25 protein-coding genes are annotated in these 26,941 nt (G+C 41.7%); 6 read left to right on the top strand and 19 right to left on the bottom strand.

What is annotated here, in order from left to right; all coding sequences use genetic code 11:
• Positions 1 to 83 precede the first annotated feature (83 nt).
• The 4 genes from BLR93_RS03920 to BLR93_RS03935 form a co-directional block, all read right to left on the bottom strand.
• A complete protein-coding gene (locus tag BLR93_RS03920) occupies positions 84 to 833 on the bottom strand; it encodes an ABC transporter permease (protein ID WP_093211407.1) in 750 nt (249 codons plus the stop codon).
• Positions 823 to 1,593, bottom strand: a complete 771-nt coding sequence (locus BLR93_RS03925; protein ID WP_093211409.1) for an ABC transporter ATP-binding protein — start codon at positions 1,591 to 1,593, stop codon at positions 823 to 825. Before BLR93_RS03925 ends, BLR93_RS03920 begins: the two co-directional genes overlap by 11 nt.
• Before the next feature lie 385 nt (positions 1,594 to 1,978).
• Positions 1,979 to 2,317, bottom strand: a complete 339-nt coding sequence (locus tag BLR93_RS03930; RefSeq protein ID WP_093211411.1) for a DUF1048 domain-containing protein — start codon at positions 2,315 to 2,317, stop codon at positions 1,979 to 1,981.
• Position 2,318: 1 nt separating this feature from the next.
• A complete protein-coding gene (locus BLR93_RS03935; protein ID WP_093211413.1) occupies positions 2,319 to 2,657 on the bottom strand; it encodes a PadR family transcriptional regulator in 339 nt (112 codons plus the stop codon).
• 473 nt (positions 2,658 to 3,130) lie between these two features.
• On the opposite strand from BLR93_RS03935, the gene BLR93_RS03940 reads away from it, so the two are divergent.
• Positions 3,131 to 3,532, top strand: a complete 402-nt coding sequence (locus BLR93_RS03940) for a hypothetical protein (protein ID WP_245690051.1) — start codon at positions 3,131 to 3,133, stop codon at positions 3,530 to 3,532.
• A 396-nt stretch (positions 3,533 to 3,928) separates the two neighbouring features.
• Positions 3,929 to 5,557 (top strand): ribosomal protection-like ABC-F family protein, encoded by a 1,629-nt coding sequence (gene abc-f / locus BLR93_RS03945; RefSeq protein WP_093211415.1) that lies wholly within the window; start codon positions 3,929 to 3,931, stop codon positions 5,555 to 5,557.
• Between the two features lie 107 nt (positions 5,558 to 5,664).
• Here the strand turns inward: abc-f and BLR93_RS03950 are convergent, their stop codons facing one another.
• A complete protein-coding gene (locus tag BLR93_RS03950; protein WP_093211417.1) occupies positions 5,665 to 6,237 on the bottom strand; it encodes a nucleoside/nucleotide kinase family protein in 573 nt (190 codons plus the stop codon).
• A 95-nt stretch (positions 6,238 to 6,332) separates the two neighbouring features.
• Here BLR93_RS03950 and BLR93_RS03955 point away from each other — a divergent pair, with 95 nt between their 5' ends.
• The gene (locus BLR93_RS03955) at positions 6,333 to 6,938 is read left to right on the top strand and encodes a cupin domain-containing protein (protein WP_093211418.1); all 606 of its coding nucleotides are present in this window, start codon (positions 6,333 to 6,335) and stop codon (positions 6,936 to 6,938) included.
• 51 nt (positions 6,939 to 6,989) lie between these two features.
• Here BLR93_RS03955 and BLR93_RS03960 read toward each other — a convergent pair whose 3' ends face one another.
• The 7 genes from BLR93_RS03960 to BLR93_RS03990 form a co-directional block, all read right to left on the bottom strand.
• Entirely contained in the window at positions 6,990 to 10,226 is a 3,237-nt protein-coding gene (locus BLR93_RS03960; RefSeq protein ID WP_175559229.1) for an ABC transporter permease, read from the bottom strand.
• Positions 10,219 to 10,914 (bottom strand): ABC transporter ATP-binding protein, encoded by a 696-nt coding sequence (locus BLR93_RS03965; protein ID WP_093211421.1) that lies wholly within the window; start codon positions 10,912 to 10,914, stop codon positions 10,219 to 10,221. Before BLR93_RS03965 ends, BLR93_RS03960 begins: the two co-directional genes overlap by 8 nt.
• A gap of 185 nt (positions 10,915 to 11,099) precedes the next feature.
• Positions 11,100 to 11,612 (bottom strand): nucleoside deaminase, encoded by a 513-nt coding sequence (locus BLR93_RS03970; RefSeq protein WP_093211423.1) that lies wholly within the window; start codon positions 11,610 to 11,612, stop codon positions 11,100 to 11,102.
• 63 nt (positions 11,613 to 11,675) lie between these two features.
• Positions 11,676 to 12,185, bottom strand: a complete 510-nt coding sequence (locus BLR93_RS03975) for a GrpB family protein (protein ID WP_093211425.1) — start codon at positions 12,183 to 12,185, stop codon at positions 11,676 to 11,678.
• Between the two features lie 386 nt (positions 12,186 to 12,571).
• Positions 12,572 to 13,084: a methylated-DNA--[protein]-cysteine S-methyltransferase gene (locus tag BLR93_RS03980; RefSeq protein ID WP_093211427.1), complete on the bottom strand. Its 513-nt coding sequence runs from the start codon at positions 13,082 to 13,084 to the stop codon at positions 12,572 to 12,574.
• Between the two features lie 272 nt (positions 13,085 to 13,356).
• Positions 13,357 to 16,104 carry a UPF0182 family membrane protein gene (locus tag BLR93_RS03985; RefSeq protein WP_245690052.1) on the bottom strand — a complete coding sequence of 916 codons (2,748 nt, stop codon included), beginning with the start codon at positions 16,102 to 16,104 and terminating at the stop codon, positions 13,357 to 13,359.
• A gap of 169 nt (positions 16,105 to 16,273) precedes the next feature.
• On the bottom strand, positions 16,274 to 17,245 hold the full coding sequence (locus BLR93_RS03990) for a Gfo/Idh/MocA family protein (RefSeq protein WP_093211429.1): 972 nt from the start codon (positions 17,243 to 17,245) through the stop codon (positions 16,274 to 16,276).
• A 511-nt stretch (positions 17,246 to 17,756) separates the two neighbouring features.
• Between BLR93_RS03990 and BLR93_RS03995 the strand changes: the two genes are divergently transcribed.
• Together BLR93_RS03995 and BLR93_RS17890 are read left to right on the top strand one after the other, a co-directional pair.
• Entirely contained in the window at positions 17,757 to 19,277 is a 1,521-nt protein-coding gene (locus BLR93_RS03995; protein ID WP_093211431.1) for an SAP domain-containing protein, read from the top strand.
• Between the two features lie 246 nt (positions 19,278 to 19,523).
• Positions 19,524 to 19,670 (top strand): hypothetical protein, encoded by a 147-nt coding sequence (locus tag BLR93_RS17890; RefSeq protein ID WP_175559230.1) that lies wholly within the window; start codon positions 19,524 to 19,526, stop codon positions 19,668 to 19,670.
• Positions 19,671 to 19,817: 147 nt separating this feature from the next.
• On the opposite strand, the gene BLR93_RS04000 is transcribed toward BLR93_RS17890, so the two are convergent.
• The 5 genes from BLR93_RS04000 to BLR93_RS04020 form a co-directional block, all read right to left on the bottom strand.
• Complete coding sequence (locus BLR93_RS04000; RefSeq protein ID WP_093211433.1) at positions 19,818 to 20,474, bottom strand: NAD-binding protein; 657 nt, start codon at positions 20,472 to 20,474, stop codon at positions 19,818 to 19,820.
• Between the two features lie 57 nt (positions 20,475 to 20,531).
• Positions 20,532 to 21,857, bottom strand: coding sequence for a TrkH family potassium uptake protein (locus tag BLR93_RS04005; RefSeq protein WP_093211435.1), 1,326 nt, complete (start codon positions 21,855 to 21,857; stop codon positions 20,532 to 20,534).
• Positions 21,847 to 22,527, bottom strand: coding sequence for a potassium channel family protein (locus BLR93_RS04010; protein WP_245690053.1), 681 nt, complete (start codon positions 22,525 to 22,527; stop codon positions 21,847 to 21,849). Before BLR93_RS04010 ends, BLR93_RS04005 begins: the two co-directional genes overlap by 11 nt.
• Before the next feature lie 72 nt (positions 22,528 to 22,599).
• On the bottom strand, positions 22,600 to 22,926 hold the full coding sequence (locus BLR93_RS04015) for a hypothetical protein (protein WP_093211440.1): 327 nt from the start codon (positions 22,924 to 22,926) through the stop codon (positions 22,600 to 22,602).
• A gap of 170 nt (positions 22,927 to 23,096) precedes the next feature.
• Positions 23,097 to 23,717: an NUDIX hydrolase gene (locus tag BLR93_RS04020; protein ID WP_093211441.1), complete on the bottom strand. Its 621-nt coding sequence runs from the start codon at positions 23,715 to 23,717 to the stop codon at positions 23,097 to 23,099.
• Between the two features lie 175 nt (positions 23,718 to 23,892).
• Here BLR93_RS04020 and BLR93_RS04025 point away from each other — a divergent pair, with 175 nt between their 5' ends.
• Positions 23,893 to 25,425 (top strand): multicopper oxidase family protein, encoded by a 1,533-nt coding sequence (locus tag BLR93_RS04025; protein WP_093211443.1) that lies wholly within the window; start codon positions 23,893 to 23,895, stop codon positions 25,423 to 25,425.
• A gap of 62 nt (positions 25,426 to 25,487) precedes the next feature.
• Here the strand turns inward: BLR93_RS04025 and BLR93_RS04030 are convergent, their stop codons facing one another.
• Positions 25,488 to 25,862, bottom strand: coding sequence for a hypothetical protein (locus BLR93_RS04030; RefSeq protein ID WP_093211445.1), 375 nt, complete (start codon positions 25,860 to 25,862; stop codon positions 25,488 to 25,490).
• Between the two features lie 14 nt (positions 25,863 to 25,876).
• Positions 25,877 to 26,680: an AAC(3) family N-acetyltransferase gene (locus BLR93_RS04035; RefSeq protein WP_093211447.1), complete on the bottom strand. Its 804-nt coding sequence runs from the start codon at positions 26,678 to 26,680 to the stop codon at positions 25,877 to 25,879.
• Positions 26,681 to 26,941: the final 261 nt, after the last annotated feature.

The following is a 26,941-nucleotide window of genomic DNA, read 5'->3' on the forward strand; positions in this document are numbered from 1 at the left end:
GCTTGCCAAAGTAAATTCCTCTTTATTAATACGGACAAGTCTTTATGTTTAGCTTTAAACAAATTCCACACTCTCTGGTATTCTTATCCTAACTGGCGTTTAAATGCTTTACTCGCGATCAAGTAAGCGATGACCATGATCCCCACACACCAGGCGAGCGCGATCCAGATACCATTGCCGACAGTCCCTTCATACAAGAGGGCCCGAACCGAATCCACGATTGAAGTCACGGGCTGGTTCTCAGCGAACGCACGCACAATTTTAGGCATGGTTTCGGTGGGGACAAAGGCCGAACTGATAAACGGCAGGAAAATCAGCGGATACGAGTATGCTGTCGCCCCTTCCATAGACCCTGCTGTCAGTCCGGGAATGACCGCCAGCCATGTCAGCGCTAACGTAAACAGCCCGAGTATCCCAACTACCGTGAGCCAATCCAGAATATCAGCGTTAGATCGGAACCCCATCACGAGTGCGACGAGGATTACCACCACGACGGTTAGCGCATTGGAAACAAACGAAGTCAACACGTGAGCCCACAATACCGACGAGCGCTTGATGGGCATGGTATTGAAGCGCGCCATCAGTCCGCTCTTTACATCCGTAAATAGCCGCAAGGAAGTGTATGCAACGCCGGATGCGATAGTGATCAGTAGAATTCCCGGTAATAAATAATTGACGTAATTGTCCGTGCCTGTTTCAATAGCGCCGCCAAATACGTAGACAAACAGCAACATCAGCATAATCGGCGTAATCGCCACCGTTATTATCGTATCCGGGCTGCGCAGGATATTACGCATTAAACGCCCTAGTAACACACCTGTATTACTTTTCATTTACTTCTCCTCCTTTGCCGATGAGCGCGAGGAAAATTTCCTCCAAAGTGGGCTGCTTCTCGATGTATTCTACTTTCGTTGGCGGGAACATCTCCTTGAGATCGGTAAGGGTGCCAGTTGTGATGATCCTTCCGCCATGCAGGATGGCAATACGATCTGCAAGTTGTTCGGCTTCCTCCAGGTACTGGGTCGTTAGCAATATGGTCGTTCCGCCCTCGGAAAGCTCATTAATGGTATCCCAGACTTCAATCCGTGCTTCAGGGTCAAGCCCAGTGGTGGGTTCGTCGAGAAAAATGACTGCTGGAGTTCCGATCAGGCTCATAGCGATGTCAAGCCTGCGCTTCATCCCGCCAGAATACTTGTCAGCACGGCGGTTGGCCGCATCAGTCAGGTTAAATCTTACAAGCAGATTGTCAGTGACTTGAACGGGATTGGAAACTCCCCGCAACTTGGCAATCATCATCAGATTTTCCCGTCCGGTTTGCATGCCGTCTAACGCTGCAAATTGTCCTGTCAGGCTGATGCTTTGGCGAACATCTTCCGGTTGCCGTTGAACGTCAAAGCCGCAAATACTTACTTCCCCACTATCTGGCTTCATCAGCGTCGAGAGGATGTTGACCGCCGTGGTCTTGCCTGCTCCGTTTGAACCCAGCAGTGCGAAAATTTCACCACGCTGCACCTCAAAATCCACCTCCTTTAAAACTTCCTTGTCTTTAAAGGATTTTTTTAACCCTTTTACAGAAATAGCTGTATTTGTCATACTTTTTCCTCCTTATAATAGGCGCAGCAAGGTCGCTTGCTAGACCTGGAAATTAGGTGCTTTGATTAATTAGTGTGCGAGTTGTTTGCCTGCAAACAAAGCGTAGTCATGATCCGGTCAATCGTCTTGTGCATCTAAATTGTCTATATCTATCTACTTAGTCTGACTGATATTCTGTATTACTTACTACCAGATTAAAATTGAACTGAATAGTTGAGATGGCAATTCTCATTTGCAGCCAGCTATTCAGTCGGAATAATCTATTGAATTTACTTCTTTCAATGGCTTTATGATACGCTAATTCGAATCCTCATAATACTTGGCCAATAAGTTTCGGCGTTAGCCCTGTAGAGATACGAGGCGAAAATCCACTATAATTTCGCCATTAATCACGGCCAATCGTATCGTTCAACTTCTCGCGATGTTTGTCCTTCCATGTCTTCGCGTCCTTCACTAGTTCTTCGCAGAAAGAGGCCACGTCCTCCCCCGTAAGGTCAGTGACTTTCTTACCTGCCGCTGCACCTTCCTCAAAAAGGTCGAGAATGCCGCCAAAAATACGGCTCATGTCCTTCCAGTCGGTAAGGCCACCAGCGGTCCACATATATTTTTGGATAGCCTTGTAAGCGTTATGGTACTCAGTTGGAAGTGCCTTCGCACGCGCCTCCATCGCCTTCCATTCCCGCTTGTCATCCAGACTTCCGATAATTTTTTCAATAAAACTCATTTTACCTTCTCCTTTTGATTTCTTTCGTTTTGAGTTCGTTCATTTTGCTTGAGATGAATTCCCATTTTCGCCAAAAAAATTCAAGCTGCTTTTGACCTGCTGCGTTGAGTGTGTAAAATTTTCTCGGCGGTCCCACAGTGGATCGCTTTTTCTCGATGTCCACCAGATTGTTTTTCTCAAGGCGTATGGTAATCGTATAAACTGTGCCTTCAACCACATCAGTGAATCCAAGTTCTCGCAGCTGCTGTGTGATTTCATAGCCGTAAGTTTCACCACGACTAATGATCTCAAGTACACAACCCTCAAGTACCCCTTTGAGCATTTCTGTGTTATTTTCCAAATTTATCACCCATTTGTATTCCATTGTATTTATTCAGTACTCTGTATTGCTGGTATTAGGTAATACTTAATACTGGTATATAGTAGCGCAGAATAGCATCACCTGTCAAGGATAAATCTTTTCTTCAAAAAACACGTTATTACGGGGCTCATCCATTGGATAACTCATAATTCAATTTGATTTATAAATAAGAGCCACAGGGAGTTACTCCACAACCTGGCCCGATACCCGAATAAAAACTTATACCAAAACTACGAACCCTTCTGATGCTCATAACAATAAACCTTTCCGTTAAATCGCTTATTAGCCAGACAAAAAGCACGCACCCCTTTCTTTTTCTTTTCTGGTGGCTTTTTCTTTTGGCTGTTTTCTCAAGATTGTTGTTTTTAAAGTGTATTTGTATAGTCGCAATTTTCCGTTAAAATTATTGTAAGTTATTGGAATGAATAACATTGTGAAAAGGGGGATACAAAATGAATAACTCTTTATTTAATAAAGGAACTTTTCTCTTGTTTTTAGTTGTTTTACTTGTAGGTTTGGCTGGATGTGGAAATTCTCAAGAAAATACACAATCAGAAGTAATAGGTAATCCTACACCAGAGGATTTTCTTGAAGATGGAAATGCAGATATTTTTCTTTTGAGTGGCATTGTCTATTCAAATGTAGAACACGTTGATTGGGTTAAAGAATTAGACTATACAATAGGTGAAGAAGTTGGAGAAATCACAAAACAAACCGATAAAGCAGAAGACTTTGGTAACGGAACTTCTAACATACTCCCCATTGGAACAAAAATATATGAAACGGATACACAAATCTACATTGCCATTGTAAATGATAAAGAAATTCCTTATCTAAAGATGCTTGAAGGATAGTAGAGTATAATCCGTGGAGAAACTTAGATTGATGAATCCTAATAAACATGCTGATAAATGGGCTTTGCCTTTTCAATTTCATTTGTGGTATACTCATTTTAACTAATATCAGAAAGGAATGATGGGTGGACAATGCGTAACTAATCTTATTTTCCAACGTTTGAAATAGCATATTTCAAATCACACGAAATAGGATTAGTCTGCCCACTTCAATAACCAAAATTAAAAAGCTATAGATTGACATAGCTTATTTGATATTTGCAACGGTATGACTAATCCTTCCAAATCAATTGGGAGGATTTTTTTATTAGCTATAATTATACGGCGTCTTATCCCGACGCCAATAGGCGCATAGCGGATGTATAAATCCTCCCTTTTCAGAAAGGGATTGATGTTATGCAGGAAGTATTGAAATTAAATAATCTCAGCTATGAAGTATCCAACGTGAAAATTTTTGACAATGTAAATGCCAGTGTCCAGCAAGGCGAAGTAATCGGTATCATTGGCAAAAATGGAGCAGGAAAAACGACTCTGCTCCAGTTAATCAATAAGGATTTGGCTCCAACAAAAGGGCATATCCAATGGATGCAGCCATACGTAAAAACGGGGATCGTTGAACAGGAGACCGACTCACACACAGTTGAGAATATGTCCTCCGTTGAAGGAAAATTACGCAAGAAATGGCAAGTGCCTGACCATGATTTCTCCCATTTTAGCGGCGGTGAGAAATTGAAAGCACGGCTGGCAACAGGGTTTGCACAGGATGCACAGCTACTACTGCTTGATGAGCCTACCAATCACCTCGATACACAAAGCACTGAACTGTTGATGGAACAAATCAGGAGTTTTAAAGGGACTGTTATTCTGGTATCTCACGATCGACATTTTCTTGATGAAGCAGTAACAAAAATATGGTCGATTGAAGGAAACACGCTGATTGAACACGTAGGGAATTACTCTAACTATATGGAGGTTCGGAAACAGCGCAGGTATACCCAGCAACGCCAATATGAAAAGCAGAAAAAGATGGTGCAACGAATAGAAGGACAGATGAATGAGCTTACCTCCTGGTCGAAAAAAGCCCATGCGGAATCGACGAAAAAAGAAGGTAAGAAAGAATATTATCGCTTAAAAGCAAAGCGAATGGATTCGCAAGTAAAGTCAAAGCAAAAGCGGCTGGAAAAAGAGCTGGAAAAGACAAGAGTGGAACAGCCCGAGCCTGAATATGATGTCAATTTTTCCATGAAAGCGAATAACAAGGTGGGAAAACGGTTCTTGCAAGTGAAGCATTTAACCAAGTCGTATGCCGGACGAATACTATTTGAACACAGCAATTTCACAATCCAGCATGGGGAAAAGGTTTCGATAACAGGTCCAAATGGCAGTGGTAAAACAACCTTGTTGAAAATCATTCTTGGTCAGGAAACGGCAGATGGTGATGTGTGGATATCACCTACAGCCGATATTGGCTATTTAACGCAGGAAGTATTTGATTTACCACTCGAGCAAACCCCTGAGCAGCTATTTTATAAAGAAACGTTTGAAGCGAGAGGGAAAGTTCAAAATTTAATGAAGCATTTAGGATTCACCGCGTCCCAATGGACAGAGCCGATTCGCGCTATGAGTATGGGTGAACGTGTAAAGTGCAAGTTGATGGCCTATATATTAGAAGAAAAAGATGTGCTTATCTTAGATGAGCCGACAAACCATCTTGACTTACCTTCCCGCGAGCAGCTGGAAGACACTTTAGCCCAGTATAACGGTACACTAATCGTCGTTTCGCATGATCGATACTTTCTTGAAAAAACGACGAATGATAATTTCGTTATTGCTAATCAGAAGATTCAAAAGCAAATGGATCAAGCACGAAAAACAGATGACCAGCAAGAGTTGCGTTTAACGCTGGAGACAGAAAGACAGGAGGTTCTAGGAAAACTCAGCTTTATGACGCCAACCGATAAAACGTACGCAGAACTAGACAACAAGTTTAAAGAACTGACGAAACAAATCAATGAACTAAACTGATAAAAAATCGTCTTATCGTGATGCAGTGCAAGTAGCTACTAGTATTAGAGGTACTCTACGCAAACAAACTCGTTCATTGAATGGAGAAATTATTAGGACCATCCATTTTATTTGGGTGGTCCTTTCTTATACAGTTTTCTATCTTTTAATTCTTTCACTATTTGCTCGACAATTAACCCTCTGGGCATAGACCCATCGATTACGATGTCTGAATCTGGTTTGATGGAGCAGGCCATTTGTATGAAAGCCGCTCTTCCATGCGACAGATAATAGCTCAAGTCATTTTCTATATCCTCGGAAGTTTGTTTGGATTTACCTCTCAAAATCCGCCTTGCCATTGCAATGTCTAAAGGTGTATCAATAAAGATTGCTAAATCAATCAAGTCCTTCATGCCACTGTTTTGATAGGCAAATGGGTAATCCAACAATATATATTTATATGTGTATGGCACCTCTAACAGCTTTTTTACATCATTAACTAAAGGGGATAACTCCCATGCATTGTAATCTGAACCTTCCTTGACCCATTCTGCAAGGTTTTCAGGCTGTTCTTCAAACGCATAGTCATCAAAATATAATGCATGGGCATTTGTTAACTGTCTGCTTAACATTTTTGTGGTTGTCGTCTTACCACCGCCCGATATCGCTGCAATAGCAATCACTACAGGTTTCCCGCGCATCAAATCCCTCCAGTTGTATATGGTTATTCACCTATTTTCACCAATCGCATAACATACGTTGAGAATTCAAATATTAATAGAGGTGAAAAAGTACGATGGCTTCTACTGTGGATTATACATCTCCATCCGCCCAGTTTACGTTCGATGTAAATAAAAGTAACTTGTTCAAAAAAGATAATCAAAATTTCATTAATGTGCTTGGCATTAACCAGTTGAACACATTGGAAAATACCTCCCTGCTTGATATTTTCCTTAGTACCAGCAATGTAGTCGAGCCGCATTATCATCAAAATGCCGCAGAACTCGTCTATTGTATTTCAGGAGCCGCGACTGTTTCAATTATGAACCCTTATACCAAGGAAATACTTAACTTTCCGATTACTCCAGGGCAAGTAGCCAACGTGCCACAGGGATGGTGGCATTATGAGATGGCTACGGTCGATCATACCCACCTGCTAGCCATTTTTGACGCACCGACCCCTGAAGTGATTTTGGGATCTGACTTGCTGAAGTTCACGCCGGCAAATGTAATGGCTCATACGTATTGTCTGGACCAGCGCCAATGGGAGAAAACGATCGCCCCTATCCAGCCGTCGACCTATATCGGCCCATCTAAAAACTGCCAACAAAGCAGCCGGCCGCATATGCCGTACGGACAACAGGGATACTACCCATCATTTCCTTATTATCCATATTACTAAAAATGTAAAGATATAGATATGCAAGAAGCATCTATATCTTTTTCATTGTTATCAATTGATTTCCACCATAATCCTGCGCGGCGTCCAATCCCCATTCATATGCAACGCTAACTTACCGGCTTGTTCAGGAACTTCGTAAGTGATTTCTGAAACAATCTTCATCTTGTCTTTTATTTCAAACCCATTCCATTGCACATCACTTACATCTTTGTATTCAAAAGGTTCGTAGACCTCACCTGTGGAGCTGACGATAACAAAAAAGTTTGGTTTGTAGACAACACGTCCAGTATCTTTTTTATCATAGATTACTCTGATGGTGATTAATTTTTTCTTCTCTTCACTAGGCTGTAAACCTACATGTGGTTCTAGAAGCTCTACTTTCATCTTTTTATCGGCATAGTTAAACACGGTGGTATTGATAGGTATTACTTTAGCTGACTCCATATATGACTGATAGTTATTCTTTTCCTCTTCATTACTCCTGTCCTCTAAATGATCGGCTGCATTTTCTCCATCCTTTTCCTTGCTGTCACTGACTTGTATATTTCCTTTTGTACCTTGCACTTCGATTCCAGAGGTACTTTCCGAAGAAACGGAAGATTGTTCGAGATTTGGCAATGTAAAAACTACTAGCACGGCTACTCCCAAGGCTAAACCAGTACCACCTATGATGAATACTCGTCTGAATAACCGCTCTGTTTTTTCGGAGTTATCAATTCCACCCCGCAGACCCTGGTTCGGCTGGATATATACAGCTTTTGTTGCGGGCAGCAGTGCTCCGATCAGTCCAGTGGCCATAGGAATAATCATTGTTCCCAGTAAAAAAGGCATTTCCTCAAGCGGGAGGTGATGATAGACAGCAATAATGACGGCTACTGCTATTGCGATACCGACAATACCTGCAGCCAATCCGCACAAAGCCCCTTCCCAAAGCACAAGCCTGCGGGCAGTCCGGTTTTGCCAGCCCATCGCTTTTAGTACAGCGAATTCTGCTTGCCGCTCCGCTACATTCTGCCACATGATTTCTGCCGTAGTTAAAACCGCAATTATTATGGCTGTCCCCATAGCAATGTAATGCAAGGTACTGACCTCCATGGCTACATACTCACCGAGCCAGGTTGTATATAACATGCCGTGTAAGCGGAAGGTGATGAATAAAAAGAACATCAGCATACTAGTAGGAAGAGCAATAGATAGGATCGATAATAGACTCCGTTTCCAACGGCTCAACAACTGATTTATCGCCATTCCAAAAGTAGAAGAAACACCGAATCGATGAGTGTTAGCAGACATTTCTCCGGATTTCATCGTTTCATAGGGGGAGATACGCTGAATGACTAAACTTGGAATCAGTGCCCCCAATAAGTAAATTGCCAATCCGAACACTGCAATCAGCAGAAAGCGCCACAGCGAAGTAGCAACATCATTTGTCAGATAAATCAGTCCTAGAATTAGCCAGCTAGTGACCGATACAAAACTTCCAACAATGATTGCTTCTACATAAAGCAAGGCGGCAAGCTGCTTCGGCCGCCATCCAAGCGCAAGCAGTACCGCAAATTCTTTCTTTCTTGCCATCATCATCATTAGATTCGAAGAAAAAACATACACAACCGCCACAGCGATTACGATAGCAATAACTCCGGATAGTCCTATCTTGGATTCTTTAAAAATTGAAATGGAGGAACCAAGTTTAATCCACGGCTGTTCCACCCAACCGATCGAAGCTTGATCGCCAGACGCCGGAATATGGGTGATGGCTGGTTGTGGAGAGGAACCTAAGGTAATATCGGTGACCAAGTCCGTTTTCTTTTCTATTTCGCTGGCGACTTGCTTTAGTACTTGCTCACTAGATTGCGACATCGTATCGACACCCCGAACTTTGACACGGATAGCAGAAATCGGTTTTTCGCCGAGCACCTCTGCTGCAGCCTCTATAGTCGTCAACATTAATGGAGGCTTTGTCAAAAATCCATAAGGGTTGTTCAAAGGCTTCATTGTTACAGGCGGATTTACCGGGTTTTCCTCTGCATCCACCACATAATCTGCCCGTGAAGGAAAATAGGTTTCCATCGGGAGCTCATTGAGCGGATCTTTTGATATGGAGAGCTTGCCAGGATCAAATATACCTTGAAAATCAAGCTGAAGACGCGGCCATCCATCACTTGTCTCAGAAAACATTGATATCGGACGATAGGCATGTCGTTGTGCTAACATGCTGTCCTCCGGAACGGAATAAGGCTCTACTTGGTAGGCATACGGCCAGCGTTCCCCAAAGGGACTTGTCACTTCCCGATAATTCACCGGAGAAGGCTTTAAGGCCATCCAGTTAAAGGAGTCTAGTCCCGCTTCTCCAGCTGAACTGCTATTTCTGATGAGATCGAGAGTCTTTTCGTGCGCTTCAACAGTCGAAAAGGTGAATTTATCGATCAACTTTGCAGGCTGCTTTTCCAGATAGTCTATGCCGCCTTTTTGTTTGACCCTTTCCATTGTCTCTTGTTGAACATTTGATTCGAAGGGCAGATCAAGTTTTTCTACCGTATATTGGGAGGATTCTTCTACAAAAGCCTGACTGCTGATCAACACAGGAATCTTAGTATCCTGCAATCCGTCCCCTAAGTTCATGACCTTTACTGTTGACTGGTTTTGAAAAAAACGGTCACTAGTGTCTGCAGCATCCACCAACGCCTGATCTAGTCCGACTAAATCAGCTTCGGCCAGGGGATCAATTCCGGCTATAAGGATATTTTCATTTTTGACAATCCCCCCTTCGTACCTGTTAATTCCGTAATCTGGTCGGGTGCCTTCTGCAGGCTTCCAATCGCCTATCGTGAAGTATAGATCATTTTCATTCTGGTATGTATGCACCCCATTGGTTGTGGCATTCTTCATATGCAGCCGGTAAATCCCCGGCTCCCGATAATCCGTTTGCTTCAACGTTGTTTCATAATCGACATAACCCATCATGGAAATCGGGGCAGCCACCTCAATAGCTTCCATCGACTGGATTTGTTTGTACTGTTCCATGGAAATTCCGCCGGAAAGGCCGCTCAGGTAATTAGGCTCTAACAATTGTTCTTCTTCCGTGACACTTCTTGTCCCAGGTGGCCGGACAACAATATCATAGGAGGATTTCCATCTTTTTTGGAGCTCATCGACGATGGTTCCTTTACTAGCCTGGGTAATCCCTACTAAATAGCTTAAACCTACACTGACAATTAAAGCACCAATAATTAATAATATGAATCGCTGTTTATTCCGCCACCACGAATTCCATATAAATTTAAGCAAGGGCCTGACTCCTCGTATCCTGAACGACCAATCCATCTTTCATTTCAATCATCCGTTCTGCTCTGGTTGCCAATTCCTCTTCATGCGTTACAAACACCACACCACAGCTTTTCTCTTTATTAAGGCGGGACAATAAATTAAAGATAATTTCCCCCGTTTCACTATCTAGGTTTCCAGTCGGTTCATCAGCCAGGAGCCAATCGGGTTCATGAATCAATGCACGTGCTACAGCTACCCTTTGCTGTTGTCCCCCGGAAAGCTGCGATGGCAAAGCGTTTAGCTTATCTGCAAGCCCAACCTCCTCCAATAATCCAGCCGCCCGATTCTTTTTGTCATACGAAACCTTTCTGGCAATCAAGGGTGCCAATACATTCTCAATCGATGTCAAAGTGGGCAGGAGGTGATACTGCTGGAAAATAAATCCGATATGCTGAAAGCGAAAATCAGCGAGTTCTTTTGTCTTCAATTTTTGAAGGTCTTTATTTCCAAACCGGATGGTTCCATCCGTCGGCAAGTCTAATGCGCCTAGCAGGCTTAATAAAGTGGATTTCCCGGAACCCGAAGGACCGACAATGGATATAAATTCTCCAGCTTGGAACGACATATTAATTCCTTTCAAGGCAGTAGTTGTTACCCCATCTCCTTCAAAACTTTTATTAACGTCTAAACACTGGATTGAATGTTTCATGAAACACGCTCCTTTATTTAAATGTATGCTGTCTTTTTTGATTATAAAGCTATTCTGTCAACCGCTTGGCCATCATCACCAGGTTGAAGATATCGGTACACAGTTCGGAGCAATTCAATAAATCGGATTTCAAAAGAAACCGCACCAGATAATCCATCCTGCTTCCCTCCTATCTTGCAACGGCTTTATTCGTCGCCCGCTTTTCGTAAATTGACAACATTATAAGGATTTTCCGCCCATTTGTTCATCAGTTCTTCCTGCTGTTGTTTTAAGTCATCAAAAGGCTCTTTTTCCATCACTACTCGGGAAAAGCGCCGATCAAACACCATGGTATTTTTTATTTTCCGATAACCACCAAATCCTTCCTCATCATTTTTCAACCAGACTGCCCGCCTGATGTGAGAAAATAAGATCGCGCCGGTACACATCGGGCAAGGCTCAAGTGAACTGTAAATGGTCAACATCCTGCCGCTCACCTTGGCATCCAAGATTACCTGCCCGGCATTCCGGATAGCATCAATTTCTGCATGAGCCGTTGCATCTTTGGCTATATGAACGCGATTTCTTCCCCTGGCAATCACGTTGTTCTGTTCATCGACAATGACAGCTCCCACCGGATATGTATTTTCTGCTAGTGCCCCTTCCGCTTCCTTGAGCGCCATCGTCAAGAACATACGGTCATTCGCTGTATTTTGCATTTTTCGCTCTCCCCTCATTAAAAAGAGACGGCAATCGATTGCTGACTGCCGCCCTGGTGTTAGTTAACATTTTGCTAAAAAGGTTTGATACGCTTTACTGGCTAAAATATCGGTCAAAAATTCCGCTTTTGCATCTCGATATTGTTCCATATCTTTTCCATCAAAACGTTTCTTCAATTGATTATATGTTTCATTATAAGCTGGATGCTCCTGAAAGAAATGAGTCGTTTTCCAAAAGTGATCTGCTTCCGACCCCTTAACGGTTAGCTGCACGCCGACTGGCAGGTCATCCTTTGTTTCAAAGCCACAGAAGAAAGAAGTTTGATAACTCCCCTCATTAATGGAGTACAGATTCTGAAAGGCTTTTTTGGCTGTGGAAAAATCTTCTTGTGCAACCCGTACCTGCAGATCGACATCCCCTTTGGTAAGAGATCCTCTTACAGCTGTACTCCCAATATAGTGGATTTCTGACTTAGGAAGCTGCTGAAGAATAAGCTCCCGGTGCTTCATGAACATTTTTTCTGCTTTCTCTCTGAATGCAGACTCTGGAGCAAAATATACATATTCAACCATACCAGTGTTACCTCCTGTGTATTCATTTTGATTTATTTACTTCACACAAAAATCACACTGGAATCGCTCCGTTTCTTTTTGATATGTCTCTATTTTACTTAAATTTTCACAGAATCCAAGACCTTCAGAGTAGTTTATCAAAAATTGTTTTCAAAATATTTGTGCATTTAAAGAAAAGATGGGAACTGCGTATTAATTTTAGCGGGAATTTTATTTGCTTTCATTTGTATGAATCGACCACTAACGAACCGTTTAGGCAACTTCTTTAGTATATAGGTGGCATTAGAAGAAGATACCAATGAACCAACAAAACGGACTTTCATATAATTGGAAGTCCGTTTTTAATCTAATGCTTTAACCTTTAACGGAGCAATCAAAAAGACGATTCAGGGATATTGTTCCAACTTAAGCAAGGCTTTTTTCATTTCCAAACCGCCGCGAAAACCCGTCAGCTTACCATTTTTTCCAATGACACGGTGGCATGGAATGGAAATCATCAAAGGATTGGCACCGATTGCAGCTCCGACCGCACGAACTGCATTCGGCCGCTGAACCATGGCAGCAATTTGAGAATAGGTATATGTTTTGCCGTATGGGATTTGCTGTAGCGCTTGCCAAATCTCCTGTTGAAATGAGGTGCCTTGCAGATCGACTGGAAAAGTAAATGTCTTCCGTTCACCTTGAAAGTATTCCATTAATTCGGCTTTATATGGCTTCAGCAGGGCATCGTCTTCTATTATTCTATGTTCGGGAAAATACCGTCTCGCCCATTCTTCCAATTCGGTAAAAGGGCTGTTGGGAGAACCTACATAGCACAGACCTCTGCTGGTCGCAGCTAGATAAAATCGCCAGTTTTCATAGTCAAATAACGAACAATATATCTTTTTATTGCTCTCCAAATTTCTTCCCCTCCATTCACTTGATGAATTTTTCGATATTTATCAGTTGTTAAAGCAGTAATCTGCTAAATTAAGTTAATGAATAGGTGAACCTTTCATCATTTCCATGTACTTACCTCTGGATAAATTATAACCGAAATAATCAGGAAATGAACGCTTTTCAAATGTAACAGCAAGATAACGAAAAATCTTTCCCGGATAATACATCTGGTGACTTGCAGTCCTATTTGTTAAAAAAGGAACTTCCACCTTGTGTGGAAGTTCCTTTTACTTTATTCCTGGTCCTGGTCTTGTTCTGTCTCACTCAAACGATCTTCAATTTGTGACATAATGGCGCCGGCTTCTTCCCAGTTTCCTGCCGAAAGCGCCTGTTGATATTGATCAAACAGTGAGGATAGCTCCTGCAGTACCTCTTCTGAATTGAGAATTTCCTGTGCAGGGTCTTCTCCATCTGCTTCGCCTTCTGATTCATCCAGTTCGACGTCAGGATCAATAATACCAAGCATACGCTCTAATGCCTGATCGAATGTCGGTTCCATTACAATATGGTCCCCATAAGCAAGGACAACTTGTTTCACCTCTGGCAGAGATGTTTCATTGGAAGATTCAATGTAAATCGGTTCCACATACATCACCGTATCCTCCAGCGGTATTGCTAACAAGTTCCCGCGAATAACTTCGGAACCTCCCTGCGACCATAAGTTCAGCTGCTGGGATATCGTGCTGTCCTGGTTAATCCTGTTTTCAATTTGCTGCGGTCCGTATACATTACGTTGTTTCGGGAACCGATAGACAAAAGTCTCTCCATAGTTTTCCCCATCATTTCTGACACCCATCCATGCCACCATGTTCTGGCGGTTTCTTGGCGTATATGGCATCATGAGTACGAATTCTTCTTCCTCTGCTTCCGGAAGCTTCATCGTGATATAATAAGGCTCCATTTCAATATCTTCGTTGAAGTATTTTTCCGTCGGGAATTGCCAGTAATCTTCCCGATTGTAGAACACTTCCAAGTTGGTCATATGGTAAGTGCCATACATGGCAGCCTGGATTTTGAACAAATCGAGCGGATAACGGAAATGCGCCTGCACATCTTCCGGGATTTCCTCTGTAAACAGATCCGGGAAGATATGTTGATAGGTTTGCAGCAGTGGTTCATCTGGTTCAGCCGCGTAAAATGTCACTTCCCCTGTATAAGCATCTACTGTCACCTTCACAGAATTACGAATATAACTTTCGTCCCCTTCATGGGCTTCCGAGTATGGATAACGCTCTGCAGTCAAATAAGCGTCAATCATCCATGCCATTCTGCCATCATCACGGACAAACAGGTAAGGATCTTCATCATATTCCAAGAATGGCGCAATTCTGTTTACTCGATCGACAATATTACGCGTAGCGAGCAGCTGGCTTTCTCCTGTTAATTGATCTGAGACAAACATCCGGAATGAGCCTTCATCCATAGCAAATAACAGCCGGTTCAGACCGGATAATGGAATACCTGTGTCGCCTTCGTAGCGGCTCGACATGTTTTCATCACCAGAAGGATAATCAAATTCGTCGACTTCACTATTTACGATAACATTCTTATAGTTTTCCTCACCAAAATAGATTTGCGGCCGGCTGATGTCTATTTCCCCTTCAGCTGGAAGGTTTTTCAACAAGTATTCCGGCTGTCCCTGGGAAGTGATTTCATTGACACTGCTCATCGCAACACCGTAACCGTGCGTATAACGAAGGTTTTCGTTCACCCATGTTTTCGCCTGTGACGGAAGATCGACAGTATTCAGCTCCCGAGCGCCCAGGAATACCTGCTGATACTCGCCATCGATTTGGTACCGGTCAATGTCGATATCATTAAACTGGTAATACGTCCGGAATGTCTGGAGCTGATTGTAAATATCGAGAATCGGACGTGCGTCATTGATACGGACATTATTGATGGTCAGTTGGTTGCGCTCTACCATCGACTGGTCAAGCGATTGTGTACCGGGATGTTCCCGCTCTTCAATGCTTTCCAAATCATATGCTGTGCGCGTAAATGACAAGTTATGCTCCAAGTACGGGCTTTCCTTGGAAAACTCGTTTGGCGACACGATATAATTTTGCACAATAATCGAAGCCCCCTGGCCGACGATTACCAGTCCCACATAAACGATCACAGGAATAGCCATCGCGCGTAATCTTCCCCGTACTAACGCAATGATCATCCAAATCGTGCCGATCACTGCTGTGGCAGCTAATACATAGGAAGCCGGGATGTTAATCAGCTTATCTGTATAACTCATGCCATGGACAACACTATCCTGGAATAAGTTGACCCGGCTGGTTAGCATAGTGCCATACGGTTCCAAAACATGGACCGCAGCCAACAGCAACCCGATGCTTCCTAATGTTACACCGAGGTGCAGCTGAGCAGTCCGGCTGATCCGGTACATATGAAAGACAGAGTAACAGCCGATTTCAACAAGCAGCAAAAGGAACCCTAGGCCAATCAATGTCGAAACAGCGAATTCGATAAACGGCAATACAAACATGTAAAAAGAGATATCCATATTGAAATGTGGATCAGATACCCCGAATGAAGTATGGTGTAAAAATTTCAGCCACAGCTCCCAGCCCACTCCTTGAACGATGCTGCTTCCAAGCAGACCGACAAATATGGCAATACAAAAAATCGTGAACAAGCTCAACCGCTTGGCATGGATCACAGCGGGCAGCTGGGATGGATTAAATTGTTTTAAAAATGCTTTTCGAATCCACGCCAGTGTCACATACGTGCATAAGAAAAACAGGATAAACCCGATGATGCCAAGCAGGATTTTACTTCCTAAAATTGTCGTATATACATCGCGGAAACCGAGCGTATCCATCCATATATAATCGGTAACCCAATGTAAGGACAGCCATCCCAGAATCAACAGCAATATGATTGCTCCAATTATCTTTCCGAAAAAACCGCCAATTTTTTTCAGCTTCTCTTTCTGTTTTGGGTTGATGTTTATTGTGTTATTTTCCAACCTTCTCCCCCTCTATCTTGTATCTAAAAAACTCACTCCTTTTACTTTACCATAGGAGTCTAATAAATAATTGACCTATCTTTAACTAGTACGAATAAAAGAGGAAATTTGTTTCGTTTTTGAACATAAATAATGCCAGATACCATAAATAGTACCTGGCGGCTCATAATTATTCAAAAGAGTAGGTAACCCCTGCCTGTCGGCGCACCTCATCCATCAGTGCCATTACATCAACAGACAAAGTCAGTGTCTCATTGTCTGCTTTATTTGCAATATAGTTGTTCATCGCTTCTACCTCGTAATGAAATGCTTTTTCCTTATCACCGGCTTCGATGACCTCTACCCGATTGTCTTCCGTGTACGTTACCGTTGCTTTGGTTGCCCTTTGATAATCCTCTATAGTGATAAATCCTTTCTCACCAGCGATCACCACGTCTTTCGGCATGACCGCTCTCAATGTCAAGGTGATCACCGCCATTTCATCTGACTGGTTTTTCAACAAAATTCCCACTTGTTCATCGACACCTGTTTCAAACTGTTTAACCGTCGCCGAAACTTCCTGCGGTTGATTCGACATAAAGTATCTGGACAGGGATAATGCATACGTCCCAATATCAAGCATGGCACCACCCGCCAAAGCTGGATTGAAAAAGCGGTTCGTCGGATCCGGTTCTTTCAGGCTGCCGTGCGTCAGTTGGATCATCCGCAATTTCCCCAACTCTCCTGATTGCAGAATTTCACGAGCTTTTTTATAAACTGGCATATGGTATATTGTCATTGCCTCTGCAACGACTAGTTTTTTCTCTTTTGCCAGTTCAACAATTTCCTTTAACTGGCTGCTGTTGACAGTTATCGATTTCTCACAAAAGACATGTTTGTTATTTTTTAAGCTTTCCATAATATATTCATGATGAAAGGTATGAGGAGTGGCAATATAAACGATATCAACCGCCTCATCTTTCAACAATTCATCATAGCTACCATAAGCCTTTTCAATTTGATAATCTTCTGCGAATTTTTGGGCTTTCTCCGGCTTTCTGGCTCCTACAGCAGCAATTCTGCCATTCACTTCTTTAATAGCAACAGCAAATTCCCTTGCTATGGTTCCTGGCCCAAGTATTCCCCAATTCAATTGATTCATATGATATCCCCCTTTGGTATTTTCCACACCTTGATTTGAAGCGTTTTCATAAAACCCGAAAAACAACGCGCATTATTGCTTTGCCAACGAATCTTTCACATAGCGTTTACATTGCACTAAATCGATTTAGTAAAATGCGCTGGAATTTCCATCTGTTTTTCGATTAACATGGTCGGGTGGTACGTAGGTTAGAGTATACCGTTCTGGAAAATTTACGTCAACGAAGGCGGGTCCATAGGAAAAGGTGATTTAACAGGTAACCTAAAAGTCTCTTTAAATTGGATCTTGCGTTTTAAAGAAAGAGGAATATATTTTTTGGATAATTATACAATTGCTAAATTTGGAGATGTCGTTTATAAATGGTTATCTTAAATTTACAATCATACTGTTATGATTGGCTTTAGAAAGTTGATTTTTTCTAAAACTTACCATATTACCTTTTTTTTAATCATCACAAAAGGTAGACTTAGGTAAGGAATCAAAGACAATTTACTAAAAGGGGCGGTTTATTATGCAAATGCAAGACGTACTTCCAAAAATGTCGAAGCTTTACTTATCTAGAATTGTCGATAGTTTTTTAAAGGACGTAAGATTAAACAATGAGGAAGAAATGCGTGAGGTAATCATGAAAAACATCGATGAGTTTCAAAACAGTGAAAGAGTTAAACGAAATTTAAACTTCTTAGAAACCGATCGAGATATCGCTCTTGTTAACGAGATGATTCTAATGGCCTTAATGGAAAACGAGGGATATGTTTTGCCAGAGAGTGAGTTATTCACTTCTGTGGAAAATCTCGAGCAGCAAATTGTTGAAGAAAGCAAGGATGATGACTTTATCAAAACTTCTATACCGGAAGATGCGCTTAGAATATACACTGCGGTTCTTATGGCTGCATGGAAAAAAGATGAATCTCTTAACTCTCATGAGATAAATATGCTGGCTGTCCTTAAAAATGAATTAGGATTAAGTACTAGAGATCACTATCTTATTGAAAGTATCGCTGGGAGGTTTCCGCAAAGGGGAAATAAATTACATAGTATTAGACAAATAGAAAAATCATTAAAAGATCTCCAATCCAGAGGAATTATATTACGATTCAAAACAGATGAAGCTTATTATATTATTCCTAAGGAAATAGCAAGGGTAGTTCGATATGAACTTGGCGGTGAACTTAGGAAAGAAACATATTTAAGCCTGCTGAACGATTTAAATGTTAATCAATTAAAGAATATACTTTCCCCGTTGGGACTAAATGTTAGCGGCACCAAAAGTACCCTCATTGAAAGAATTATTAGACATAACATCCTGCCGACAAAAGCTTTAAATTTCTTTAGCAGTTCAGAACTAACGGATGTTTTACGTACATTAGACGGGGCTAAAATAAGCGGGACAAAGGAAGAAAAAATTAAAAGCATTATCGATTACTATGAAAATCTAACTTCTATCGAAAATTCTGATCCCACGGACTCTCGTTCTCGGTTGTATGACTTTTACGAAGACCTTGCAGCTAGAAACTACAAGCCACTCAGGGTTAATAAAATAATCGATAAAGATTTAGATATTGAGAGAAGCTTTGAAGAAGCAACAAAGTACATCTTTGAAAAGAAATTAAATATCAATTTAGTGGAAATGCCAGGTTCTAAACATGCTGACGGGAAAATGAACTATAACCCTAAAGAAGTTATTCTTTGGGATAATAAAAGTGTAGAATCACCGTATAATTTTCCTGATTCCCATTTTGAACAATTCTTAGGATACATAAAGTCTGAAGGGATGAGAGTAACCTTATTTCTAATCATTACTTCTGATTATACTAATGAAGCAATTTCGAAGGCTCAAAAACTAAAAGCCTTTTCGGAGGAAGACACTGATGTAGCAATCATAAGTGCGGACGACCTCAAATATGTTGCTGAAGAATGGCAGAAATTTTCGGGTCAAAAGGAACCAAAATTTAACCTGCAAGTATTTAACCTGACCGGCGAGCTGACTAGAACTGTATTAGCTAGCAGAATGGAATGGGCGATTCAATAGGTGATATCTAAATTAGTCATTTATCTACGGGAAATAAACTCCAGCTGTTTTTCCTTTTTTCACTCTATAAGAATTGTAACTCATTTTACTCTATTTATAGCTTTTCTTCTCCCTATATCACATGTGCATCATAACCAAATGATTAATCTAAAAATGATATTTTATTTATCTCAAAATGAGATATATAGTAAGTAGAGTTAATTTAATGGTTTAAGAGCCCATACTGATTACAAAGGAGTTTTATTCATGAGCCAAGTCCTTAGAAGTGAGCTGGAACATGATTTATGCGAGCTAGCTTCCCTAAATGAAAAAACGGTAAAAAACATGACAGATACAGAAGTGGAATATTACCACTGGCTTTATTTAGAAGAATCTGTTTATGACTTAATGTAAAAACAAATTGTCTGCTAATTTTAAAACAATGATTATACCCGCTTAAAAAAACACCTGGACAGTAATCCAGGTGTTTTTAATCAAATCTCCATCTATAAAGGGTTGAATAGGGATCATAAATTATTAATGTAAAATAAGACGCAGAAGCTATTTACCGTTACTCATTGTTATAATTATATCTGAGGCTCGCCAAACCGTTTTAGAGTTTGGGTTAATCTTTATCCTGCCATCCGTTACTTTACCAATCACTAATTTCCCTTCTCTTAATAATGGCATGGTACTTTCAGAGAATTCCATTCCAACCAACCAATCGGGGACTGGAAAAGTATCGAATTTAGAGCCTATAACTTCCGTAAGGACATGAATATTTGACAAACCGCTCTTTGTGCTATTGTAGTATAGAGAACTGATCAGGTCATTTGGCCTGATAATAGTGTCAGCTCCTGACCTTTGTGCATTTAACATGTGCTTTTCCGTAAGAATTTCGGTGATAACTTTCACCTTAGGATTCATTCCTTTAATGGAAATAGTAGCCAGGATACTATACTGATCAGCTTCCTCTTCATCTTTAGATGGGTCTGCTGTGATGACTGCTGTGTCGACCAGCTCGATTCCAGCTCTTCGAAGTGCACTGCTTTCCGTGGCATCTCCCCTTATGAATTCGATACCCTCAAAATGTACAGGAGGAGAAGCTATTGTGGAGTCCATCAATACCAACTGAGCTCCATTCTCCTTTTGAACCATCATCTCTAATAAGTTTCTAGTACGCTCATTCCATCCTATAACCATATATCTATTATGCACATCGAGTCATCCTTTAGTAAAACTGTTTTGAAATTTCTTTTCAGTTTTTTCGATACATTATCCGGTTAACAAATCTTCTTTCGGATAACGGATATTAGCTTTTACGGGATTTGCGAAAGAAAACGCTAAAGTCAGCGGTCCCACTTTTCCAATCAGCATTATTAGTATGATAACGATTTTTCCAACCGCTGTTAACTCTCCTGTGAGACCCATGGATAATCCAACAGTCCCAAAGGCGGAGACGGTTTCAAAAACAACCATGATAAACGGGGCATCTTCGGTAATGTTTAGTATAAAAATTCCGATGATGACAAAAAACAAACCAATAATCGCTATTGCCAGAGACCGGACAATCGTTGAGTACATAATTGCACGACGATAAATAATTACTTCTTCCTTCTGTTTTAAAAAGGCAAAAACCGCGAAAATAAGTGCCAGAAATGTAGTTAACTTAATTCCCCCACCAGTAGAGGCACTCCCTGCACCGATAAACATTAATAAAAGGATGAAAAACAACGTGGATTCATTCAAGCTGCCAATATCGATCGTATTGAAGCCAGCAGTCCGCGGTGTAACTGCTTGAAAATAAGAAGCTTGAAGTTTTTCAAAAACCGTAAAACCTCCGAGCGATCCCGGATTGTCATATTCGAGTACGAATATGACGAACAAGGATAATATATTTATAAAAAAAGTTCCAACCACCATTAATTTTGTATGAAGGCTCAGCTGCTTGATGTCTTTCTTTTTCCACAAATCGAAAATAACGGTAAAACCCAAACCGCCAACGATAAATAAAAAGGAAATCACAATATTAACGATAGGGTCTGTGACATAGCCTGATAAGCTATTGGCCCATATGGAAAAACCTGCATTATTAAAAGCAGAAACAGCATGAAATAAACTGGCGTATAATCCTTCTTTCATCCCCATCTCCGGTATCCAGCGAAAAGATAGTAAAAGAAATGCGATACTTTCCAGGATAATAGAGAATAAAAACAATTTTTTCACCAAAGCTACTACTCCGCCAACAGACGTTTGGTTTAATGCTTGGGTAACAATCAGCCTTTCTTTAAATCCGATTTTCCTGCCCGCCATCAAAAATATCAGCACTGCAATGGTCATGATTCCTAAACCGCCGATTTGGATAAGCATGAGAATCACTAATTGACCAAATATGGTAAAGGCTGAACCTGTATCTACTACGATTAAACCAGTGACTGTCATTGCCGAAGCAGCAGTGAAGAGAGAATCTAATATGCTAATTTGCCCCGCGGTCGCAAACGGCAGCTTTAATAAAATAGTTCCTAATAGAATAAAGATTACAAAAATGACTAATAAAAATCGGGGCGGGCTGAGATTCACAATATCTTTTTTAAAGTTCATTCCCGTAACCTCTAGTTTCCAATCGATTGAGATCTCCGTTTTTTCCCATGATAATTAAAATGTCACCTTTAGCTATTTTCGTAGCAGGAGTAGGATGGATAAGCATATGATATTCGTCTTTCTTTACAGCAATTATCCTACAGGCATATTTTTCATCGAAATGCAGTTCTGACAACGTCTTCCCTAACATAGTCTCACTTGCAATAACTTCGACTATACTATGGTTTTTGGAAAGTTCAATATAGTCAACGATTCGATCAGAAACGATATGATGGGCAATCCTTTTTGCCATATCGCGTTCTGGATGGATAATTTTATCTGCCCCCACCTTTTCTAATACCTTTTGATGGCTATCATTCCGGGCTTTTACCCATACCTTTTTCATGCCCATTTCTTTAAGTACAAGGGTAGCCAGAATACTTGATTGAATATCCTCGCCAAAACTAATGACAGCACAATCAAAATTTCGTATTCCGACTGTATGCAGTGATTGCTCATCAACCGCATCCATTACAACAGCATGGCTTACAATAGAAGCAAATTCCTGCACTCTCTCCGTGTTTTTATCAATAGCCAAAACATCGATATCTGCCGCAGCTAACTCTTTGCAAAGCGTTCCTCCAAATCTTCCTAATCCTATTACAGCAAATTCTTTCTTCTGTGGTTTCACTCTCAGGCTTCCTTTCGGTATGGTACTACAAGTATTAACCATATAAACATTGGATATAAGTAAGCGACAATGTTATCCCTTAGTGAAAAAAACACTTCCTATCCTTTCCTGGTCATCTATAATAATCTCCTTTACATGACAGACGCGAAATAATTTCTCCATTTTATGAATAATATCCATATTATTCTTTTTTTCATCTATATAATAGAGTTTTTCGTGAGATTCATACAAAACACTGACTATATTTGTTTGCAAAAATACTTTCGTGCTTTTTGGCAGTCCCTTCTGCTTGTTCCTATGCCTTTCATCTTCGATCAATATCAATCCTATTGCGTTACTTTCCTTTAATTCTTGCGCAAATACCCATAAATTTTCCATATCGCTAACCTTGAAAAACATGGTGAAGCCCCTTTCCTATACTTAGGATACAAATATTATTTGGTTTTAGGAGAATATCCATTCATTGAGGGGGCAATGCCGCGCAAATAAAACAGACCAAACGGCCATCCGTTTGGTCTGCTAACTGTTATCCTGTTAGAAATATTTTTCGCATTGATTACTGCTATTATTTACCGCTCCTTTATCAGTTCCGCAAAATGGGCAGCAATCCTGGCGGTTAACCCCCATATTACCCGGCCGTCATACATATAGAAATATTCCTCCATTTTCAGCGGGCGCCATTCATAATCCTGACCGCCGGCGACTAAATCATATGGAAAGTCATCCTCCGGCTGTACATACATACTTACATGATGGATTTCTGGTTTGGTATCCTGAAAGAATGCAAGCGGAACGGTAAATACCTCTTCCACTTCTTCAGGATTAGCTTCTATATTTGCTGAATGATTAACAACCCCTACAAATGGATAAACCAACATGCCGAAAGGAGAAACTAGATAGTCAATTGGATGTACATCGGTTATTTCCTCCCCGCTAATCCCCAACTCCTCCGTTGTCTCCCGGATAGCAGTAGCTTGGGCTGTTTTATCATGGGGGTCCATTTTCCCACCTGGAAAGCAGATGTCGCCAGGCTGTCTTCTCAGTTTGTGGGAACGAACCTCAAATAATAAATGGATGTCATTATTTTTTTCAATAAGCGGGAGAAGCACCGCGAACTTAGCGAATTGTTCACTGCTGAGAATGGCAGGTGTGTGGTTTCCTATTTTATTAACGATGGATTTAATTTTCATCTTTCTCACCTCTAATTATCATTACATCTTCATTGTAGCATGAAGCAGTTTGGACAAAAATCCCTCCTGTCTTTTTAAGCAGCGGCAGAAGTATAAAAACCGTTATAGTAGCCTTTCCCAATTTTGTGCGTCTGTCATCTACTATAGTAAATGCTTCACGACTGGAGATGAGAACATGAGTCCAACACTGGAGAAATTTGTGGATCGGCTGCCAATCATGGAAACGTTAAAGCCGACCCGCAGGACGAAAAACGGTGCCTACTATGAGGTAGTCATGGAAGAATTCAGACAGAAACTGCACAGGGATTTACGGCCGACTAGATTGTGGGGATATAACCGCCAATTCCCTGGACCAACTATTGAGGCTGACACAGGAGAACCGGTGCAAGTCCGATGGATAAACAATCTTCCAAACAGGCATTTGCTCCCGGTCGACCGATCTGTCCATAATGTGGCCCGCGAACCTGAGGTGCGGACGGTCGTTCATTTGCATGGAAGTGAAACAAAAGCGGATAGTGACGGCTATCCCGAGGCCTGGTTCACCAGCGGCTTTAGAGAAACTGGTCCAGCCTTTAGCCGCGAAGTCTATGAATATCCCAACCATCAGCGGGCTGCTGCCCTTTGGTATCACGACCATGCCATGGGTATTACTAGGCTGAATGTCTATGCCGGGCTTGCCGGAATGTACATTATCCGTGATAAACAGGAAAAGCTTCTAAACCTGCCTGCCGGCGACTATGAAATTCCGCTGCTTATTCAGGACCGCACATTTAACGCTGATGGTTCCCTGTCCTATCCACAGCAGCCTGACGACGCTGCTGCTAATTTGCCGAACCCATCGATTGTGCCGGCATTTATCGGCGATACCATCCTCGTTAATGGCAAAGTGTGGCCCTATTTGGAAGTTAAGCCGCGGAAATACCGTTTCCGTATTCTGAACGCATCAAATACACGCGACTACCAGCTAACATTGGATTCAAACCAGCCCTTTTACCAAATCGGATCTGATGGCGGCCTGTTGCAAAAAACGGTAAAAATCAATCAGATCGGAATTGAGCCAGCAGAACGTGTTGATGTTATCGTGGATTTTTCCCAATACAGAGGGCAAACGGTCGTTTTGAAAAATAATCTTGGTCCGAATGCTGATCCGGAAGATGCTACAGGCGAAGTGATGCAATTCCGGGTGACCAAGTCTCCAGCACGTAAGGATACTAGTGTCATCCCACGGCATTTATCGCGCATTCCTTCTTTGAAACAAAATAATATACGAGCAATCCGCAACTTAAAACTTACAAGTTCCAACGATGAGTTTGGGCGGCCGTTGTTGCTGCTGGACAATAAAAAATGGCACGACCCTACGACAGAAAAGCCGAGGCTGGGGACGACCGAGATATGGTCGTTAATTAATCTTACAGGGTTCACGCATCCGATTCACATCCACCTTATCCAATTCCAAGTACTCGATCGCCGACCATTTGATTTAGACCGCTATAATCAGGATGGAAAAATAATATATACCGGTACGGTTGAAGCTCCTGCTGCCAATGAACGCGGCTGGAAAGACACAATTGCTGCGCCTTCTGCCCAGGTTACCCGTGTGATTGCCAAATTCGCTCCTTATACTGGCGATTATGTCTGGCACTGCCATATCCTTGAACATGAGGATTATGACATGATGCGGCCGTTTACAGTTACAGATACCGAGTAAGTGTACAGGAAGATCGAAAAAAAGAAGGCGCCAATTAATTGGCAGCCTTCTTTTCTCAATACTTAATGCAGTTGAAACGTCTCCAGCTCTGTGCCCATTCTAACCATTACATCGACAATCTCTGTCTCATCTTCCACTTTTTCTGATTCAGATTCGACATCAAACGAAAAAGTTTTGTCTTTCGGGATCTCCCCGTCTAACGAGTGTTCCCCGGATATCTCGGCGGATTCACTTTCGAACGAATAGTTGATGGCTTCTGCCGCTTCCAGATCTTCGATATCTCCTTTATAAGTCAATGAAAAGGTCCGGTTTATCCCGCTGTCATCTGTTTCTTCCACTGTATATTTTGCTTTCCAGCTTGGACTTGCTCCTTCGAATGTTTGAGCGCAGCCTGCCAGAACTAGAATAACTAATGCTAAAGGAATCCATTTTTTCATGGTAGCCCACCTTATCAATTCTTTTCCTGAAGCCACTTCCGGGCATAGTCAACCATTGGCCGCTGCTTAATTAGCTTAACGTTTGCGGCACCAATTTGACTACTTATTGCCGGGTTATTTTTTTCAAAGTCTTTTCCAAGTTCTGCAAACGGATCGGAATCATAAACAATTTCTTGATACGTTTTCCAAATCCGTTTGCCGTTTTCCAATATCGCCGTTCCCTTTTCTGCTGTCTTGCGGTTGGGAATGGCATGCTCGGCAAAATGCAACGAAGTGTTGCTGTCATGGCCGACACCTAACAGCAAAATATGGCCATCCAGATAATATATTTTTGCTAACGGCGACTCTTCGCCAAAGCCTGCCTCAAGTGGCTGTTTGGCAAGGATGAAGTCTGCGTGTTTTCCCCAGGCTGTAAATGAATAAGTTGGATGATTGCTCCGCTTGACATTAACAAAGCTGCGAAAGGCCTCGGCAATCTTCCCCATGCCGCGGGATGGCATGGCCGCTGGATCGAAGCCTGGCATTTCCTCGCGAATGATCGGCCACCAATCTTCAGGTACCGGCGGCATTTCCCAATCGCGCGGGTCGGAATTTTCGCCTGTTTGGGCTGGCATTACTATCGTACCCTCTTCTCCCACAGCGTCCATCAATGCCTGGATAACCGCTGTCGGACCGCCGCACACCCAGCCTAGCGCGCTTAGCGAAGAATGAACAATCACCACCATCCCCTTTTCCATTCCTAAATCGGTTAATTCCTTGTGCAAGCTTGTCCTTGTATTAGGCTTCTTCAGAATTTGCGTAGCTGCTTTCTCCCCCATTACCTTAATCCCCTTTCATTGTCTCATGCCATGTTTATTGTTTTCCTTCGGTCTCCTTTAAAATTCGCATCTTCACTAACGAGAAGAAACGTATGTATGTTTTTCCGTTCATTTATCCTTTTACATTCCTGCTTGCTTTTATCTTACAGACTTTTTCTTTCTATAGAAAGAAAAAATGAAAAAACCAGGAACAGATCTTTCTGTCACCCGGCATTTAACTGCTTCTTTTTTTCTTGTTTACTTCTTTGCTAATGCGGCGAA

Source organism: Sediminibacillus albus (assembly GCF_900101125.1).
Taxonomy (GTDB): Bacteria; Bacillota; Bacilli; order Bacillales; family Amphibacillaceae; genus Sediminibacillus; species Sediminibacillus albus.